The sequence below is a fragment of the Polaromonas sp. UC242_47 genome, assembly GCF_044452385.1.
Taxonomy (GTDB): Bacteria; Pseudomonadota; Gammaproteobacteria; order Burkholderiales; family Burkholderiaceae_C; genus Polaromonas.
Window position 1 is genome coordinate 3752450 of the sequence record NZ_JBIOAO010000001.1, and the last position, 14842, is coordinate 3767291.

Here is a 14842-nt window from a genome sequence, read left to right on the forward strand (position 1 = left end):
ACAGAACAAGGGCGGCCGACCCGTTGACAGCATCTGGCCATCAGCGAATCAAACAAAAAAACAGTCCCTCATGATGTGCATGTCGATTTTCCCGACAGGCAACTGTCTCAAGCTAAGCAGTCTTTGTGCCAAGCCGCCACGCGGAATGTCCCGGACTGTAAATTTACAGTCACGCAAAAGCCAATGCTGATCACGCGCCATATTATGCGTTTGATTCATAACGACTCAGGGTTGTCCCCTAGACGCGTTTGGCCGGCGGTTTGGGCTGGTTCTGGCTTTCCAGGAAGTGCCACAGCGCCTGCGCCGGGCTTTTGGCCGCCTCCTTGCCGGTCGGCCGCTCACGGTAGACCCGCACGTCCATGGTCATTTCCAGCCCGGGGCCGGCGCTGACCAGCTTTTTCGCCTTGATCTCTTTCTTGACGGCGCTCAAGGGCAAAAACGCGATGCCATGGCCTTCCAGCGCCATGGCCTTGAGCCCCTCGGCCATGTCAGTTTCATACACCCGGTCCAGGTGGATGGCGGTGCTGGACTGCTTGAGGATCAGATCCACCACCCGTCCCAGGTAAGCACCCGGGGCATAACCCAGGTAAGGCAAGGGCTGGCCGGCACGGCCCGGCAGCCGGAACATCGGCTCGCCATTGCCATCGGCCTTGACAAAAGGCGCCAGCACCTCCTGCCCCAGGCTGACCATTTCATAACGGTCGGCATCCAGCTGGAAAGGCTGCGAGTCGTGGTGGTAGGCGATCAGCAAATCGCAGCTGCCTTCGACCAGACGCAAGACCGCGTCATGCACGTTGAGCGCAATCAGCCGGCTTTTGATGGGACCGAACTTCTCGCGCAGGCTGCTGACCCAGGCCGGGAAAAACGTGAAGGCCAGGGTGTGCGGCACGGCAAACTCGATCACATCATGCCCGGCCGAGTTGTGGCCACGTAACATGGCGCGGGTCGACTGAAGACCTTGCAGCATTTCGAGTGACTGGGTATACAAAGTTTCGCCGGCGGGTGTCAGCCGTGTGGGGTAAGAACTGCGGTCCACCAGGTCGGTCCCGGCCCAGGCTTCCAGCGCCTGGATGCGGCGCGAAAACGCCGGTTGCGTCACATGACGCAGGGTCGCCGACCGGCTGAAACTGCGGGTTTCAGCCAGACTGACAAAATCTTCCAGCCATTTGGTTTCCATGATTTGAATTATGCGAGTTGAAAATGCGCCTGGGTCTACGGGAATCCCGCAGGGTGTACCGGCAGGCGCTTACCGGGGAAAGCTATCAAATATATAGCTGATTACGCCCATGGGTAGAGGGCCAGAGGCCTAAAAAGCTTAAAAATCAGTCCGAACTCTGTTGCAGCGACCACATGGCCGCATAACGCTGGCCCAAAGCCAGCAGCTCAGCATGCGTACCGCGTTCTATGATGCGCCCGGCTTCCATCACCAGGATTTCATGGGCATCGACCACGGTGGACAGGCGGTGCGCGATCACCAGGGTGGTCTTGTTTTCGGCGATGCTGCGCAACTCCGCCTGGATCGCGCGTTCATTGGCCGAGTCCAGCGCCGAGGTGGCTTCGTCAAAAATCATGATGGGCGGGTTCTTCAGCAGGGTGCGGGCAATCGCCACGCGTTGCTTTTCGCCGCCCGACAGTTTCAGGCCACGTTCGCCGACCATGGTGTTGTAGCCGGCCGGCGTCGAACTGATGAAGTCATGGATGCGGGCGGCGCGGGCGGCCTCTTCCACTTCGGCGCGGCTGGCGCCGGGTTTGCCATAGGCGATGTTGTATTCCACCGTGTCGTTGAACAAGACCGTGTCCTGCGGCACGATGCCTATGGCCTGGCGCACGCTGGCCTGGGTCACCTGTTTGATGTCCTGGCCGGCCACCGAGATACAGCCCTGCTGCACGTCGTAAAAGCGAAACAGCAAACGCGCCAGAGTGGATTTGCCGGAGCCGGACGATCCGACCACGGCCACGGTTTTGCCGGCCGGAATCACAAAACTGATGTCGTGCAGAATCGGCCGCGCCGCTTCGTAGGCAAAACTCACATGTTCGTAGCGCACCTCGGGCGAGGCGTTGATCGTGAGCGGCGGCGCCCCCGGCTGGTCGGCGACCTCGCGCTCTTTTTCCATCAGGTTGAACATCTTGGCCAGGTCGGTCAGGCTTTGTTTGATCTCGCGGTACAAAACGCCCAGAAAACCCAGCGGAATGTAGAGCTGGATCATGAAGGCATTGACCATGACCAGATCACCCAAGGTCATGCGGCCATCGACCACACCCTGCGTCGCGCGCCACAACATGGCCACCAGGCCGGCGGCAATGATCAGTTGCTGGCCGGTGTTGAGCAGGCTCAAGGTTGTCTGGCTCTTGACGGCGGCGCGGCGGTAACGCAACAGGTTCTCGTCGTAGCGACGCGCCTCAAAGTCTTCGTTGTTGAAATATTTGACGGTTTCGTAATTGAGCAGGGAGTCGATCGCCCGGCTGTGCGCCGAGGAGTCCAGCTCGTTCATTTCCTTGCGGAACTTGGTGCGCCACTCGGTCACCGTCACCGTGAAGGTGATGTAAACCACCAGCGCAATGATGGTGATGCCGGCAAACCAGACGTCGAACTTGACCGCCAGCAGGGTCAGCACCAAGCTCACCTCAATCAGGGTCGGGATGATGCTGTAAAGCGAATACGAGATCAGCGAATGCACACCACGTGTGCCGCGTTCGATGTCACGCGTCATGCCGCCGGTCTGGCGTTCCAGGTGAAACCGCAGGCTCAGTGCATGCAGGTGCCTAAACACTTCCAGCGAGATGCGCCGCGCCGCGCCTTCGGTGGCCTTGGCAAACACCAATTCACGCAGCTCGGTGAACAGCGCGGTGGACAGCCGCAACAAGCCATACCCAAACAGCAAGGCGGCCGGCACCACCAGCACGGCCTGCACATCGCCGGGCTTGAAACTCATGGCGTCGACCAGGTTTTTCAGCAGCAGCGGCACACCGACGTTGGCGACCTTGGCGCCTATCATGAAGGTCAGCGCGGCCAGCACCCGCCATTTATAGTCCCACAAATAGGGAAACAGGCGCTGCAAGGTGGCCCAGTCGGAGCGGTTCAGGACGGGTTTGGCGGGGGCGCCCGCGGCGGGCGGGGCTTCGGTGGCAGGGGCGTAAGAGCGCATCGGAGACAATTGTCCAGTCTGTTATAAATTTTCTTCACCCGATTGTGCCTATGTCTACCGAATCCAGCCTTCCCCATGACTCTTTGAGTGTCAAGCTCCCGCTTGACAAGGAACTGGTGCTCAAAGTGATCCCCATGCCGGCGGACTGCAACGCCAACGGCGATATTTTTGGCGGCTGGGTCATGGCCCAGGTTGACCTGGCCGGCTCGGTGATCCCGGCGCGTTATGCCGAAGGCCGCATGGCCACGGTGGCCGTCAACGAGTTCATCTTCAAGCAGCCGGTGCGGGTCGGCGACATCCTGTCTTTTTATTCGGAGCTGACACGGATCGGCCACACCTCCATGACCGTCAAGGTCGAGGTGTATGCCGAACGTTTTCGCTCGCAGGGGCGTTACATCAAGGTCACCGAGGCCAACCTGACCTATGTGGCGATAGACGACAACGGCCAGCCGCGGCCGGTGCCGGTGTCGTCGCTGCCGCGCCCCTGCTAGCGTGCACCCCAATCGCTATAAATTTAATAGCATATTGCGACCGTATCACGCGGGCTAGAGGCCGATTTCACGCTTAAAACTTGCCGTGCCGGCCTTGGCCGTCGGCAAAACGTGCTGCGCCCTGCAAGCCATCGGCAATACAGTCCTTGCCGCGCACCCACTCCTGCGCCAAAGCCTGCGGCAAGGGCAAATCCCATTGCGTGTAAGCACTTTGGCGGTCGGCCAGCATGGTTTTTTGCGGAAAGGCCGCGAGTTGCCGGGCCAGCAACAGCGCCGCCTCACGCGCCTGGCCCGGGGGCACCACCCGGTTGCACAAACCCATCTGCAAGGCCTCGGCCGCCTCGACCTTGCGGCCGGTCAGGATCAAATCCATCGCATGGCCCATGCCGATCAGGCGCGGCAGGCGCACCGTGCCGCCGTCGATCAGCGGCACGCCAAAACGCCGGCAATAAACGCCGAAATAAGCGTCGTCCTCCATCACCCGCAGGTCACACCACAGCGCCAGCTCCATGCCGCCGGCGACTGCGGCGCCGCTGACGGCGGCGATCACCGGTTTGGACAGCAACAAACGCGAAGGCCCCATGGGGCCCAGCGGCTGGTCATCCTCAGCCTGAAAGTCCAGGCCGGACAAAACCCCCTGGCCGTCCGGCGGCGGCGCACGCAGCATTTTTGCGCCGAACTGCAAATCCCAGCCGGCGCAGAAATGCCCATGCGCGCCATGGAACACCGCGACCTTGGCGCTGTCGTCCGTATCAAACGCCAGAAAAGCCTCGTACAAGGCGCGGGCATGGGCGCTGTCCACCGCGTTGCGCACGTCGGGGCGGTCCAGGGTCACCACGGTGATCTCGCCGTCTTTTTCAATCAACACACTCATGACGCGTCTCCCCACCAGCCGACTCGCGGCGTCGCCAAGCAGGCGGCCAGCTCGTCAGCACTGATATTGATTTCCATGCGCAGCAAGGCCGCGGCCATGGACTTGCCCAGGTTGTCCAGGCGCAGGTTGCGCGCGCCGCCGCCCTGCAAGGCGTCGTGCAACACCAGCTTGATCGCCAGGATGTTGGGCAAGGTCCAGCATTCGACCTGGCCCGGCAACCAGGGCGCAAAGTGGGCCTGCACCCGCTGCGCCGTGACCTCGCGCGCCAGCACGGCATAACCCACGGCGTTCCAGGCAAACAGGCCAAAGTCCACCCAGTCGGCCTTGTCGCCGCTGCGGGCATGGGCCAGCTTCACGAGCTGGATTTTTTGCAGGACTGCTTGGTTCATGTTTGCAAGATCTCCACACGTGTGTGCGGCTCGACCAGCGCGCGGTCCATCAGCGCCGGCCAGATACCCAGCAACTCGCTGGTGTTGTGCAGGCCGTGAAAGCCGCAGGTATAGGCCGGACCGCTCAAGCCCATCCAGGGGAACAAGCGACCAAACCCATCGGCCGCCGCCTTGACTTGGGTACGCAACACCACACGCACCCAGACCTCATTCAGATCGGCCAATGCCTGCGGTTCCGGCAGCGGTGCGAGCGCACCGTGTGCCGAGTTCAGGCCTGGAAATTCTATGAACAAGGCTTCATGCGGCACCTGTTTGTCGGCCAGTTGGCTCTTGACCATCTCGACTGCCGCCAGCGCTTTGTCATACGCATCGGGCCAGCTAAAACCCCAGGTCACCTCGGCCTTGAACCCATCGCGGTAACCGCCCACCACCTTGAGCTGCTTGGTGCGCGGGTGGCCGGTAGCACCGCTGAGCCGCACCCGGTCCTGGCCCAGGTCGTCGAGTTGCACGGTGGACAGATCCAGCACCACGTCGGGCGAAACATAAGCGTTCGGGTTGTGCACCTCGTACAGCAGTTGCTGGCGCACGGTGTCGAAGTTGATACGCCCACCAGTGCCAGTCGCCTTGGTGATCACGGCGGTGCCATCTTCGCTGACCTCGGCAATCGGGTAACCGATGTGGGCCAGATCGGGGATGGCTTTCCAGGCTTCTTGACTGCCGAAGTTGCCGCCACTGCCCTGGCCCGAACATTCGAGCAAATGCCCAACTGCCAGGCCTTGCGCCAGGCGATTCAGATCGGCCGGTGTGGCGGGGTCTGCGCCGTCGCCGAGGTTCCAGTTGAACTCAAACACCAGCGGCGCCAAAAACAAGGCAGCATCGGCGACACGGCCGGTGATCACGATGTCCGCACCTTGCTGCAGGGCAGACACAATCGGTCTGGCCCCGAGGTAGGCGTTGGCAAACACCAGACGTTCACGCACGGTGTCGAAGCTTGCGCCCGTGAACATGTGTGCCGGCGCCAGGTCGGCGACGGTTTGCAAGACCTCATCACCTGTCACTACCGCGATACGGGCCTGCCAGCCTTTGGCCGCAAAAGCCGCACGCACAGCGGCCGCCGCGCCGGCTGGATTGAGGCCGCCGGCATTACAGATAAAACGGACCTGGCGCTGCTGCATGGCGGACCACAAACGCAGCAACATCGGCACGACGTCGCGGGCGTAACCCAGTGACGCATCACGCTGCACATCCTTTTGCAAAATGGCCAGCGTCAGCTCCGCCAGATGGTCGCTGGCGATGTATTGCACACCGCCGCGTTCGATGCTCGCCAGCACCGGCTCCCAGGCGTCTCCGTAGAAACCCAACCCGGCACCAACCCGAATTGATTTTTTCATTGAATGCAGCTCATGATCAGTTCGTCAGGGTTAGACCGGATCAAAAACCCGACCTTTCCTGCCTTCCAGATGGTAGATTATTTTCACCAAGCAACTGCTTTGTAAAAATTAATTGTGGAGCAAATGTGCAGTTATTGCAATTAATCATCAGTGGCATTGCCCAGGGCTGCATCTACGGGCTGATCGCCCTCGGATTTGTCCTCATCTACAAGGCCACCGAGACCGTGAGTTTCGCGCAGGGCGAACTGATGATGCTGGGGGCATTTGCCGGTTTGTCCTGCATGACCTTTCTTGGCTTTCCGTACTGGCTGGCCATCCTCAGTTCCATCGTCGGCATGGCGCTGTTCGGCGTGGTGCTAGAGCGCTTGGTGATACGCCCCATTCTCGGCCAGCCGGCTTTTTCCATCGTGATGTTGACCATAGGCGTCGGCTACACGGCACGCGGCCTGATCACCATGATCCCCGGCATAGGCACGGAAACCCACACCTTGCCCGTGCCCTACAAAGACCAGATCTGGAACGCAGGCGCTTTGGTCCTCAATGTCGAACAGATGGCCATCATCGGCAGCACCGCCGTCTTGTGTGTGTTGCTGTTTGCGCTGTTCAAGTACAGCAAGCTGGGTATCGCGATGCAGGCGTCATCGCAAAACCAGCTGGCCGCGTATTACATGGGCATTCCGGTCAAACGCCTGAACGGCCTGGTCTGGGGCCTGGCGGCCGCGGTCGCGGCGATTGCCGGCCTGCTGCTGGCACCCATCACCTTTGTGCACGCCAACATGGGGCTGATCGGGCTGAAGGCTTTCCCGGCGGCGGTGGTGGGCGGCTTCGGCAGTTTGCCCGGCGCCATTGTCGGCGGCCTGATCATAGGCATTGTTGAATCACTGGCCGGTTTTTATGCCCCAGACGGCATCAAGGACGTTGCGGCGTATGTGGTGGTTCTGTTCATGTTGATGGTCAAACCCAACGGTCTGTTCGGCGAAAAACTCCGTAAGAAAGTCTAAGCCCTCATGCGATTTATTTTCAAGACCGACTACAACCAGGACATCCAGCTGGCCAAACACGGCGGCCATGTGTTCTGGTACGGCGCCCTGTTGCTGCTGCTGCTCGCCGCCCCCTGGCTGTTTGCCGAGTACTGGCTGGCCCAACTGACCTTTATCCTGATTTATGCCATCGCCGGCCTGGGGCTGATGCTGCTGGCCGGCTTCACCGGCCTGTTCTCCCTGGGCCACGCCGCCTTTCTCGGGGTTGGCGCCTACACCCAGGCCGTGATGACCAACGCCGGTGTGCCTTTCCCCATTGCCCTGGCCTGCGCCGCCGGTCTGTCCGCCGCCGTCGGCCTGGTGGTCGGGCTGCCGGCCCTGCGTGTCAAAGGCATTTACCTAGGGATAGCCACCTTGTCCTTCGGTTTCATTGTCGAAGAAGTGTTTGCCCGCTGGGAAAAAGTCACAGGCGGCAATGCCGGCATCCACGTCAAGGCCCCCGACATGTTTGGCTGGAAGGTCGACAGCGGCGAGCCCTTTTATTTTCTCTGCCTGCTGATTGCCATTGGTTCAACCCTGGCGATCCTGAACCTGCTGCGTTCCCCGACCGGCCGCGCCTTTGTCGCCATCCGCGATTCGGAAATCTCCGCACAAAGCATGGGCATCCACCTGGCGCGTTACAAAACATTGTCCTTCGCCCTGTCGGCCGCACTGGCCGGCATTGCCGGCGCCTTGTACGCCCACAAGCTGCAGTTCATCTCGCCCGACCAGTTCAACATCCTGCAATCGATTGATTTGCTGCTGATGATTGTGGTCGGCGGCGTGGGTTCGGTGCACGGTGCCTTCCTGGGTGCCATCTTCCTGATCTCCATGCCGCAGGCGATTGCGCTGATCAAGGACTACCTGCCCGCCACCATAGGCCAGGCCCCCGGCCTGCAAGGCGTGGTCTACGGCATGGTGCTGATTGCCTTTGTGTTGTTTGAACCGCTGGGCCTGTATGGCCGCTGGCTGAAGATACGCACCTATTTGCAGACCTTTCCGTTTTACCGAAAAGGCATGTTCAAGCGTCAAAAATCCTTCCAAAAGTCAGATCGCCTGAAATGACTGAAATTCTTCTTTCCGCAAAAAACCTCAGCGTGCGCTTTGGCGGTGTGCTGGCCGTCAACTGTGTGTCATTCGACGTCAAGCAGGGCGAGGTCTTCACCCTGATAGGCCCCAACGGTGCCGGTAAAACCACGGTCTTCAACCTGATCAGCCGCATCTACACCCCCACCACCGGTGAGATCGAGTACCGGGGCGCCAAACTCTCCGAGCAGCCGCCACACAAGATTGCGGCCCTGGGCATTGCCCGCACCTTCCAGAACATCGAGCTGTTCGAACACGCCACGGTGCTGCACAACCTGCTGATAGGCCGGCATACCCACAAACAAACCGGGCTGTGGAGCGAAATCTTCTTCACCCGCAAAACCCGCGAAGCCGAGCTGCAGGCCAGAGAGAAAGCCGAACAAATCATCGACTTCCTGGACCTGCAGCACCACCGCGACTCGCTGGTGGCCGGCCTGCCCTATGGCGTGCGCAAGGTGGTGGAGCTGGCGCGGGCGCTGTGCACCGAACCCAAGCTGCTGCTGTTGGACGAACCCTCGTCCGGGCTCAACGTCGAGGAAACCGATGACATGGCTTTCTGGATTCAGGACATCAAGAATGAACTGGGCATCACCGTGCTGATGGTCGAGCATGACATGAGCCTGGTCTCCAAGGTCTCGGACCGGGTGCTGGCCATGAACCAGGGCGAGGTCCTGGCCATGGGCACGCCGCGCGAAGTCCAGAACGACCCGGGCGTGATCGAGGCCTATCTGGGCTCCATCGACGATGTGTCGTCCTTGCGCCGCCAGCACCAGCCTGTCGAGCTGCAGCGGGAGGCCCGGTCATGAGCAACACGCCGCCACCGGTGAGCGACCAGCCTGTGCTCAAGCTGCTCAATGTCGAAAGTGCTTATGGCCCGATCAAGGCCATACGCGGGGTCAGCCTGCAGGTACGCCGCGGTGAAATCGCCACGGTGCTGGGCTCCAATGGCGCCGGCAAAACCACCATCCTCAAAACCATCTCCGGCATCATCGACCCGCGCAAGGGCTCCATCCAGTTCAAGGGCGGCGACATCACGGCGCAGGACCCGGCCTACATCGTCCAGCAAGGCCTGAGCCATGTGCCCGAAGGCCGGGAAGTCTTTCCGCTGCTGAGCGTGCGCGACAACCTGCTGATGGGCGCCTACACGCGCAAGGACCGCGACGGTGTGGCCCAGGACATGGAGGCGGTGTTTGGTTACTTCCCCATCCTGCGTGAACGCGCCTTGCAGGATGCCGGCCTGCTGTCGGGTGGCCAGCAGCAGATGTTGTCGATCTCGCGGGCCTTGATGGCCTCGCCCGACCTGATCCTGCTGGACGAGCCCAGCCTGGGCCTGTCCCCCAAGCTGACCAAGGAGATCTTCGAGATCGTGGTGCGTATCAACCGGGACCGCGGCACCACCATCTTGCTGGTCGAGCAAAACGCCAACATGGCGCTGAACGCGTCCGACTACGGTTATGTGCTGGAGAACGGCCGCATCGTGATGGAAGACACCTGTGCCCGGCTGCGCGAGAAGGAGGACATCAAGGAGTTCTACCTGGGCATGAAGGAAGACGGTGTGCGCAGTGAGCGTCGCTGGAAGAAAAAGAAAAACTGGAGATAAGTCCATGTCCAATCTCTGGAACCTCTCACACATCCAGCCGAATCACGACCTTGTGATGCCCGGCGACACCATCCCCGCCATGTTCTGGAATGCCGTGGCGCAGCGCCAGGACAAGGTCTGGATGCGGCAGAAAAAATTAGGCCTCTGGCACAGCTGGAGCTGGAACCAGACCGGCGAAGCCGTGCGCGAAATCGCCGGCGGCCTGCTGAGCCTGGGTTTTGCCCCAGGCGAATGTGCGTCCATCCTGTCGAACACCGTCATCGAATGGGTGCTGGCCGACCTGGCCGTGCTCAGTTGCGGCGGTGTCGCCAACGGCATTTACCCGACCGATGCGGCGTCCCAGGTGCATTACCTCTGTGAAGACTCAGGCACCACCATTCTGTTTGTCGAAGACGATGAACAACTGGACAAGATTCTGGAAGTGCGCAGCCAATTGCCCAAGCTGCGCAAAGTGGTCGTGTTCGACATGGAAGGCCTGCACAAGCTGGACGAGCCCGATGTCATCAGTCTGGACGACTTGCGCGCCCTGGGCCGCGACTATCTCGCGCAACACCCCGGCGCAGTCGAGGCCCGTGTAAATGCCTGCCAGCCCCAGGACCTGGCCATCCTGATCTACACCTCGGGCACCACCGGTAAACCCAAAGGCGCCATGCACAGCCACCAGGGCCTGGTCTTCACGGCGCGCGGCTACAACACCCTGGTGGCGCAGGACGAGAACGATGAACGCATGTGTTTCCTGCCCCTGTGCCACGTGGCGGAGCGCATGGGCGGTGAATATTTTGCGATGTACACCGGCGCCAAGCTCAACTTTGTGGAGAACCCGGAAACCATCCCTGAAAACGTGCGCGAAATCGCCCCCACGGTGTTCACGGCCGTGCCCCGGGTCTGGGAAAAGTTTTATTCGGGGGGTGATGATTTCACTCAAGGAAGCCAGCCGGCTACAACAAGCCGCCTACGCCTGGGGCATAGGTGTGGGCACCCAGATCGCCAACCAGGTCATGGCCGGCGAGCCGGTCAGTGGCTGGCTCAAGCTGAAGTTCACGCTGGCGCGCTGGATCGCGCTGGACAACGCCCGCAAACTGATAGGCATACACCGTGCGCGTTTCTGTGTCACGGGCGCCGCGCCGATCTCGCCCGAACTGGTCAAGTGGTACATGGCGCTGGGTGTGCCCATGCTGGAAGTCTGGGGCATGACGGAAACCTGCGGCGCAGCCACCGGTGTCCCGGCCAGCCGCATCAAACCCGGCTCCATCGGCCCGGCCGCCGGCTACAACGAGATCAGGTTGGACCCGGCCACCGGTGAAATCCAGGTACGCGGCATCAATGTATTCATGGGTTACCTGAACCAGCCCGAGAAAACCGCAGAAACCATAGACCCCGATGGCTGGCTGCATACCGGCGACGTGGGCACGGTGGACGCGGAAGGTTTTTACCGCATCACCGACCGCATGAAAGACATCATCATCACGGCCGGCGGCAAAAATGTGACTCCCAGCGAGCTGGAGAATGAACTGAAGTTCTCACCCTACATCACCGACGCGGTGGTCATCGGCGACAAACGCCCTTACCTCACGGCCATCGTCATGATCGACCAGGAAAACGTCGAAAAATACGCGCAAGACCATGACGTGCCGTTCAGCAACTACCTCAGCCTCACACGCGCGATGGAGGTGCAGGAGCTGATCCAGACGGAGCTGGACCGGGTCAACAAGAAATTTGCGCGGGTCGAGCAGCTCAAGAAGTTTTTCCTGCTTGAAACACAGCTGAGCGCGGAAGACGAGGAGCTCACCCCCACGATGAAGCTCAAACGCAAACTGGTCGAGAAAAAATACGCCGGCCAGATCGAAGCGATGTACCGGTGAAAACGGCTTAAGTACTTTCCCTTGGGTAGTTATGCCAGCTTGACTTTCGGCGTCTGAAGTCAAGAATGGTTTGTGTTTTTCCGCTTGTGTCAGACGTGTCGTGGCCCCTTCATCACAGGAGACTTCAATGAAATTCAAATCCACCCTGGTACTGGCCGTGCTGGCCCTCAGTGCCGGTTATTCCATGGCTCAACAAGGCGTGAGCAAAACGGAAATCACCCTGGGTTCCATCCAGGACTTGTCCGGACCTCTCGCGGGTTTTGGCAAGCAGGCCCGACTGGGCATGATGTTGCGGGTCGACGAAATCAACGAGCAGGGTGGCATCAATGGCCGCAAGCTCAAACTCATTGTGGAAGACTCCGGTTACGACCCGAAGAAAGCCGTGCTGGCGGCGCAAAAGCTGGTCAACCAGGACAAAATTTTCATGATGGTTGGCCACATCGGGACGGCGCAAAACCTGGCGGCCATGCCGGTGCAGTTTGAGAAAAACGTCATCAACTTTTTCCCCATCACCGCGGCGCGCGAGATGTATGAACCCTTTAACAAGCTTAAGTACTCCTTCGCTGCCACCTACTTTGACCAGATGCGGCTTGCGGTGCCAAAACTGGTCAAAGACAAAGGCGCCAAGAAAATCTGCACCATCTACCAGGACGATGAGTTCGGGCTGGAAGTGTTGCGCGGCGCCGAGGCCGGCCTCAAAACCATAGGCATGGATTTCACCGAAAAAACCTCGTACAAACGCGGCGCCACCGATTTTTCGTCCCAGGTGGCAAAGATGAAAGCCGCGGGTTGCGACATGGTTGTGCTGGGCACCATCATTCGTGAAACCATAGGCGCCATCGGTGAATCACGCAAAACCGGTTTCAACCCCATTTTCATCGGCTCCAGCGCAGCGTATACCGACCTGATCCACAAGCTGGGCGGCAAGGCCATGGACGGGCTGTATGCCACCATGACGGTGCAAAACCCCTACCTCGACGAAGCCTCCCAACCGATCCGTTTCTGGGCCAACAAGTACAAAACCAAGTTCAACGATGACCCGACGGTTTTCTCGGTTTACGGCTACCTCATCATCGACACCTTTGCCAAAGCGGCACAAAAAGCCGGCCCCAACCTGACGACGGACAGTTTCATCAAGGTCATGGACACCATGACCATCCCACCCGACATGTTTGGCAGCGCGCCCGCCAGTTTCTCGCCCACCAAGCGGCTGGGCAGCGATGCTTCGCGCCTGTCGCAAATCACCGATGGCAAATGGAAAGTGGTGTCCGTCTACATCGAATAAGCCACCGAAAAATCATCAAAGAAAAGCCACCCTAGGGTGGCTTTTTTCATGAAACGATGTAAGCCCCCGCCCCGGTGGACAAGAGCTTGCCGTCGGCACCCAGAAACTCCATGCGGGTAGACGCCACACGTGAACCCAGGCGCATGACCTCGGCGCGTAATTCAAAATACTCGCTGATGCCCGGACGCAGGTAATCAATGCGTAAATCGATGGTGCCGAGTTTGCCGAACCGTTGCAGGCGCTGCTCGGGCGATTCGTCCATGTGGCGTGCGCCAATCGCCGCCATCACGGCCAGGCCACCCATGGCATCCAGCCCGGCGCTGATCACGCCGCCATGGATGCGGTTGTGCGCATAGTGACCCACCAGCGTCGGTTTCATATCGATGCGGCCGACCACACGCTCAGGCCTGAGGCTGGTGATTTTCAGGCCCAAGACCTGGTTGAAAAGAATTTTCTCTTCGAACATGGTTTTGAGTCCGGCCACAAACGCCGGCTCGAATTCTTTGGCCGCGCTGGCGCTGGCGGGAAGTGTTTTGCTCATAAATTTAATTGTCGTGCCGCCAGCTCTTTCATGATTTCTTCGGCGCCACCGCCAATCATCATGACCTTGACCTCGCGGTAAATACGCTCGCTGGTGGTGCCCCGCATAAAACCCATGCCGCCCAGGATTTGCACCGCCTGGTCGGCGCAGAACTGCATGGTTTGGGTGGCATGGTTTTTCAGCATGCAGACATGGGCCACCCAGTCGGCGCCCTGGTCACCGGCATCGGCCCGGTCGGCCACCGCGTCGACCCAGGCTTGGGTGGACGCCATACGCATCTGCATGTCCACCAGTTTGTGGCGAATCACCTGGCGCTCGACCAGGGCCTGCCCAAAGGTCTTGCGCTGGCGTGCCCAGTCCAGGGCTTCGTCGTAACAGGCCTGGGCAAAACCCAGGGCGGCGGCCGACATGGCCAGGCGCTCGCCATTGAAATTGCCCATGATGATTTTGAAACCACCGCCCTCTTCGCCCAACAAATGGCTGGCCGGCACCCGCACCCCGTCAAAACGCAGCTGCGCCGTGTCCGAGCACCACCAGCCCATTTTTTGCAGCGGGCTGCGGGAGAGGCCCGGGCTATCGCCGGGCACCAGAATCATGGAGATGCCGCCAGCACCTTTGCTACCGGCCTCACCAGTCCGCACGGCCACCGTGATGAAGTCGGCACGCATGCCCGAAGTGATAAACACCTTCTCGCCGTTGATCACGTAGTCGCCGCCCTCGCGCCGTGCCGTCGTGCGCAAGGCCGCCACATCCGAGCCGCCACCAGGCTCGGTGATCGCCAGTGCTGCAATTTTTTCACCGCGCAGCACCGGCGGAATCACGGCCTGCTGCAAGGCGGCCGAACCATAGGCCAGCACCGGCGGCAGGCCGATGTTGTGCGAAAACAGACTGGCCAGCACACCGCCGCTGCCGCCGTAGCGACACAGCGCCAGGGTCATGGCATTGCGCATGCGCCAGGAAGCCGGGGTGCCGCCCACGGCCTCGGGATAACCCAGCGCCAGCAAGCCCAAACCGGCCGCCTGGTGATACAACGCGCGGGGAAATTCGCCGGCATCATCCCACTGGCCGACATGGGGCGCAATCTCGTGCTGTGCAAAACGTTTGACGGTTTCGGTGATGTCGGCCAGGGCGTCCAGATCGGTGGTGGGCAGGTGCATG

General features: G+C 60.5%; 13 protein-coding genes and 1 pseudogene. 7 read left to right on the forward strand and 7 right to left on the reverse strand.

The genetic code is table 11. From position 1 onward, the window contains the following. Positions 1-238: 238 nt before the first annotated feature. Both ACHMXK_RS18180 and ACHMXK_RS18185 read right to left on the reverse strand, forming a co-directional pair. Complete coding sequence (locus ACHMXK_RS18180; protein WP_397441920.1) at positions 239-1177, reverse strand: LysR substrate-binding domain-containing protein; 939 nt, start codon at positions 1175-1177, stop codon at positions 239-241. Between the two features lie 145 nt (positions 1178-1322). Next, entirely contained in the window at positions 1323-3146 is a 1824-nt protein-coding gene (locus ACHMXK_RS18185; protein WP_397441921.1) for an ABCB family ABC transporter ATP-binding protein/permease, read from the reverse strand. A gap of 50 nt (positions 3147-3196) precedes the next feature. Between ACHMXK_RS18185 and ACHMXK_RS18190 the strand changes: the two genes are divergently transcribed. Beyond that, positions 3197-3637, forward strand: a complete 441-nt coding sequence (locus tag ACHMXK_RS18190) for an acyl-CoA thioesterase (protein ID WP_397441922.1) — start codon at positions 3197-3199, stop codon at positions 3635-3637. A gap of 73 nt (positions 3638-3710) precedes the next feature. Here the strand turns inward: ACHMXK_RS18190 and ACHMXK_RS18195 are convergent, their stop codons facing one another. From ACHMXK_RS18195 to ACHMXK_RS18205, 3 genes are read right to left on the reverse strand one after another with little or no spacing between them, the layout of a single operon-like run. Next, positions 3711-4511, reverse strand: coding sequence for a crotonase/enoyl-CoA hydratase family protein (locus ACHMXK_RS18195; RefSeq protein WP_397441923.1), 801 nt, complete (start codon positions 4509-4511; stop codon positions 3711-3713). Beyond that, the gene (locus ACHMXK_RS18200) at positions 4508-4900 is read right to left on the reverse strand and encodes a hypothetical protein (RefSeq protein ID WP_397441924.1); all 393 of its coding nucleotides are present in this window, start codon (positions 4898-4900) and stop codon (positions 4508-4510) included. The genes ACHMXK_RS18195 and ACHMXK_RS18200 overlap by 4 nt, the downstream gene beginning before the upstream one ends. Further along, positions 4897-6291, reverse strand: a complete 1395-nt coding sequence (locus ACHMXK_RS18205; RefSeq protein WP_397441925.1) for an acyclic terpene utilization AtuA family protein — start codon at positions 6289-6291, stop codon at positions 4897-4899. Before ACHMXK_RS18205 ends, ACHMXK_RS18200 begins: the two co-directional genes overlap by 4 nt. A gap of 125 nt (positions 6292-6416) precedes the next feature. Here ACHMXK_RS18205 and ACHMXK_RS18210 point away from each other — a divergent pair, with 125 nt between their 5' ends. From ACHMXK_RS18210 to ACHMXK_RS18235, 6 genes and pseudogenes are all read left to right on the forward strand, one after another. After that, entirely contained in the window at positions 6417-7292 is an 876-nt protein-coding gene (locus tag ACHMXK_RS18210) for a branched-chain amino acid ABC transporter permease (RefSeq protein WP_397441926.1), read from the forward strand. 6 nt (positions 7293-7298) lie between these two features. Beyond that, positions 7299-8375 (forward strand): branched-chain amino acid ABC transporter permease, encoded by a 1077-nt coding sequence (locus ACHMXK_RS18215; protein WP_397441927.1) that lies wholly within the window; start codon positions 7299-7301, stop codon positions 8373-8375. Then, complete coding sequence (locus ACHMXK_RS18220; protein WP_397441928.1) at positions 8372-9202, forward strand: ABC transporter ATP-binding protein; 831 nt, start codon at positions 8372-8374, stop codon at positions 9200-9202. The genes ACHMXK_RS18215 and ACHMXK_RS18220 overlap by 4 nt, the downstream gene beginning before the upstream one ends. Beyond that, positions 9199-9996 carry an ABC transporter ATP-binding protein gene (locus tag ACHMXK_RS18225; protein ID WP_318408207.1) on the forward strand — a complete coding sequence of 266 codons (798 nt, stop codon included), beginning with the start codon at positions 9199-9201 and terminating at the stop codon, positions 9994-9996. Before ACHMXK_RS18220 ends, ACHMXK_RS18225 begins: the two co-directional genes overlap by 4 nt. 4 nt (positions 9997-10000) lie before the next feature. After that, positions 10001-11858 (forward strand): annotated as a pseudogene (locus ACHMXK_RS18230) (AMP-dependent synthetase/ligase). A gap of 127 nt (positions 11859-11985) precedes the next feature. Next, positions 11986-13143: an ABC transporter substrate-binding protein gene (locus ACHMXK_RS18235; protein WP_397441929.1), complete on the forward strand. Its 1158-nt coding sequence runs from the start codon at positions 11986-11988 to the stop codon at positions 13141-13143. A gap of 46 nt (positions 13144-13189) precedes the next feature. Here the strand turns inward: ACHMXK_RS18235 and ACHMXK_RS18240 are convergent, their stop codons facing one another. Both ACHMXK_RS18240 and ACHMXK_RS18245 read right to left on the reverse strand, forming a co-directional pair. Continuing rightward, positions 13190-13684 carry a thioesterase family protein gene (locus ACHMXK_RS18240; RefSeq protein WP_397441930.1) on the reverse strand — a complete coding sequence of 165 codons (495 nt, stop codon included), beginning with the start codon at positions 13682-13684 and terminating at the stop codon, positions 13190-13192. Next, a complete protein-coding gene (locus tag ACHMXK_RS18245; RefSeq protein ID WP_397441931.1) occupies positions 13681-14841 on the reverse strand; it encodes an acyl-CoA dehydrogenase family protein in 1161 nt (386 codons plus the stop codon). The genes ACHMXK_RS18240 and ACHMXK_RS18245 overlap by 4 nt, the downstream gene beginning before the upstream one ends. Position 14842: the final 1 nt, after the last annotated feature.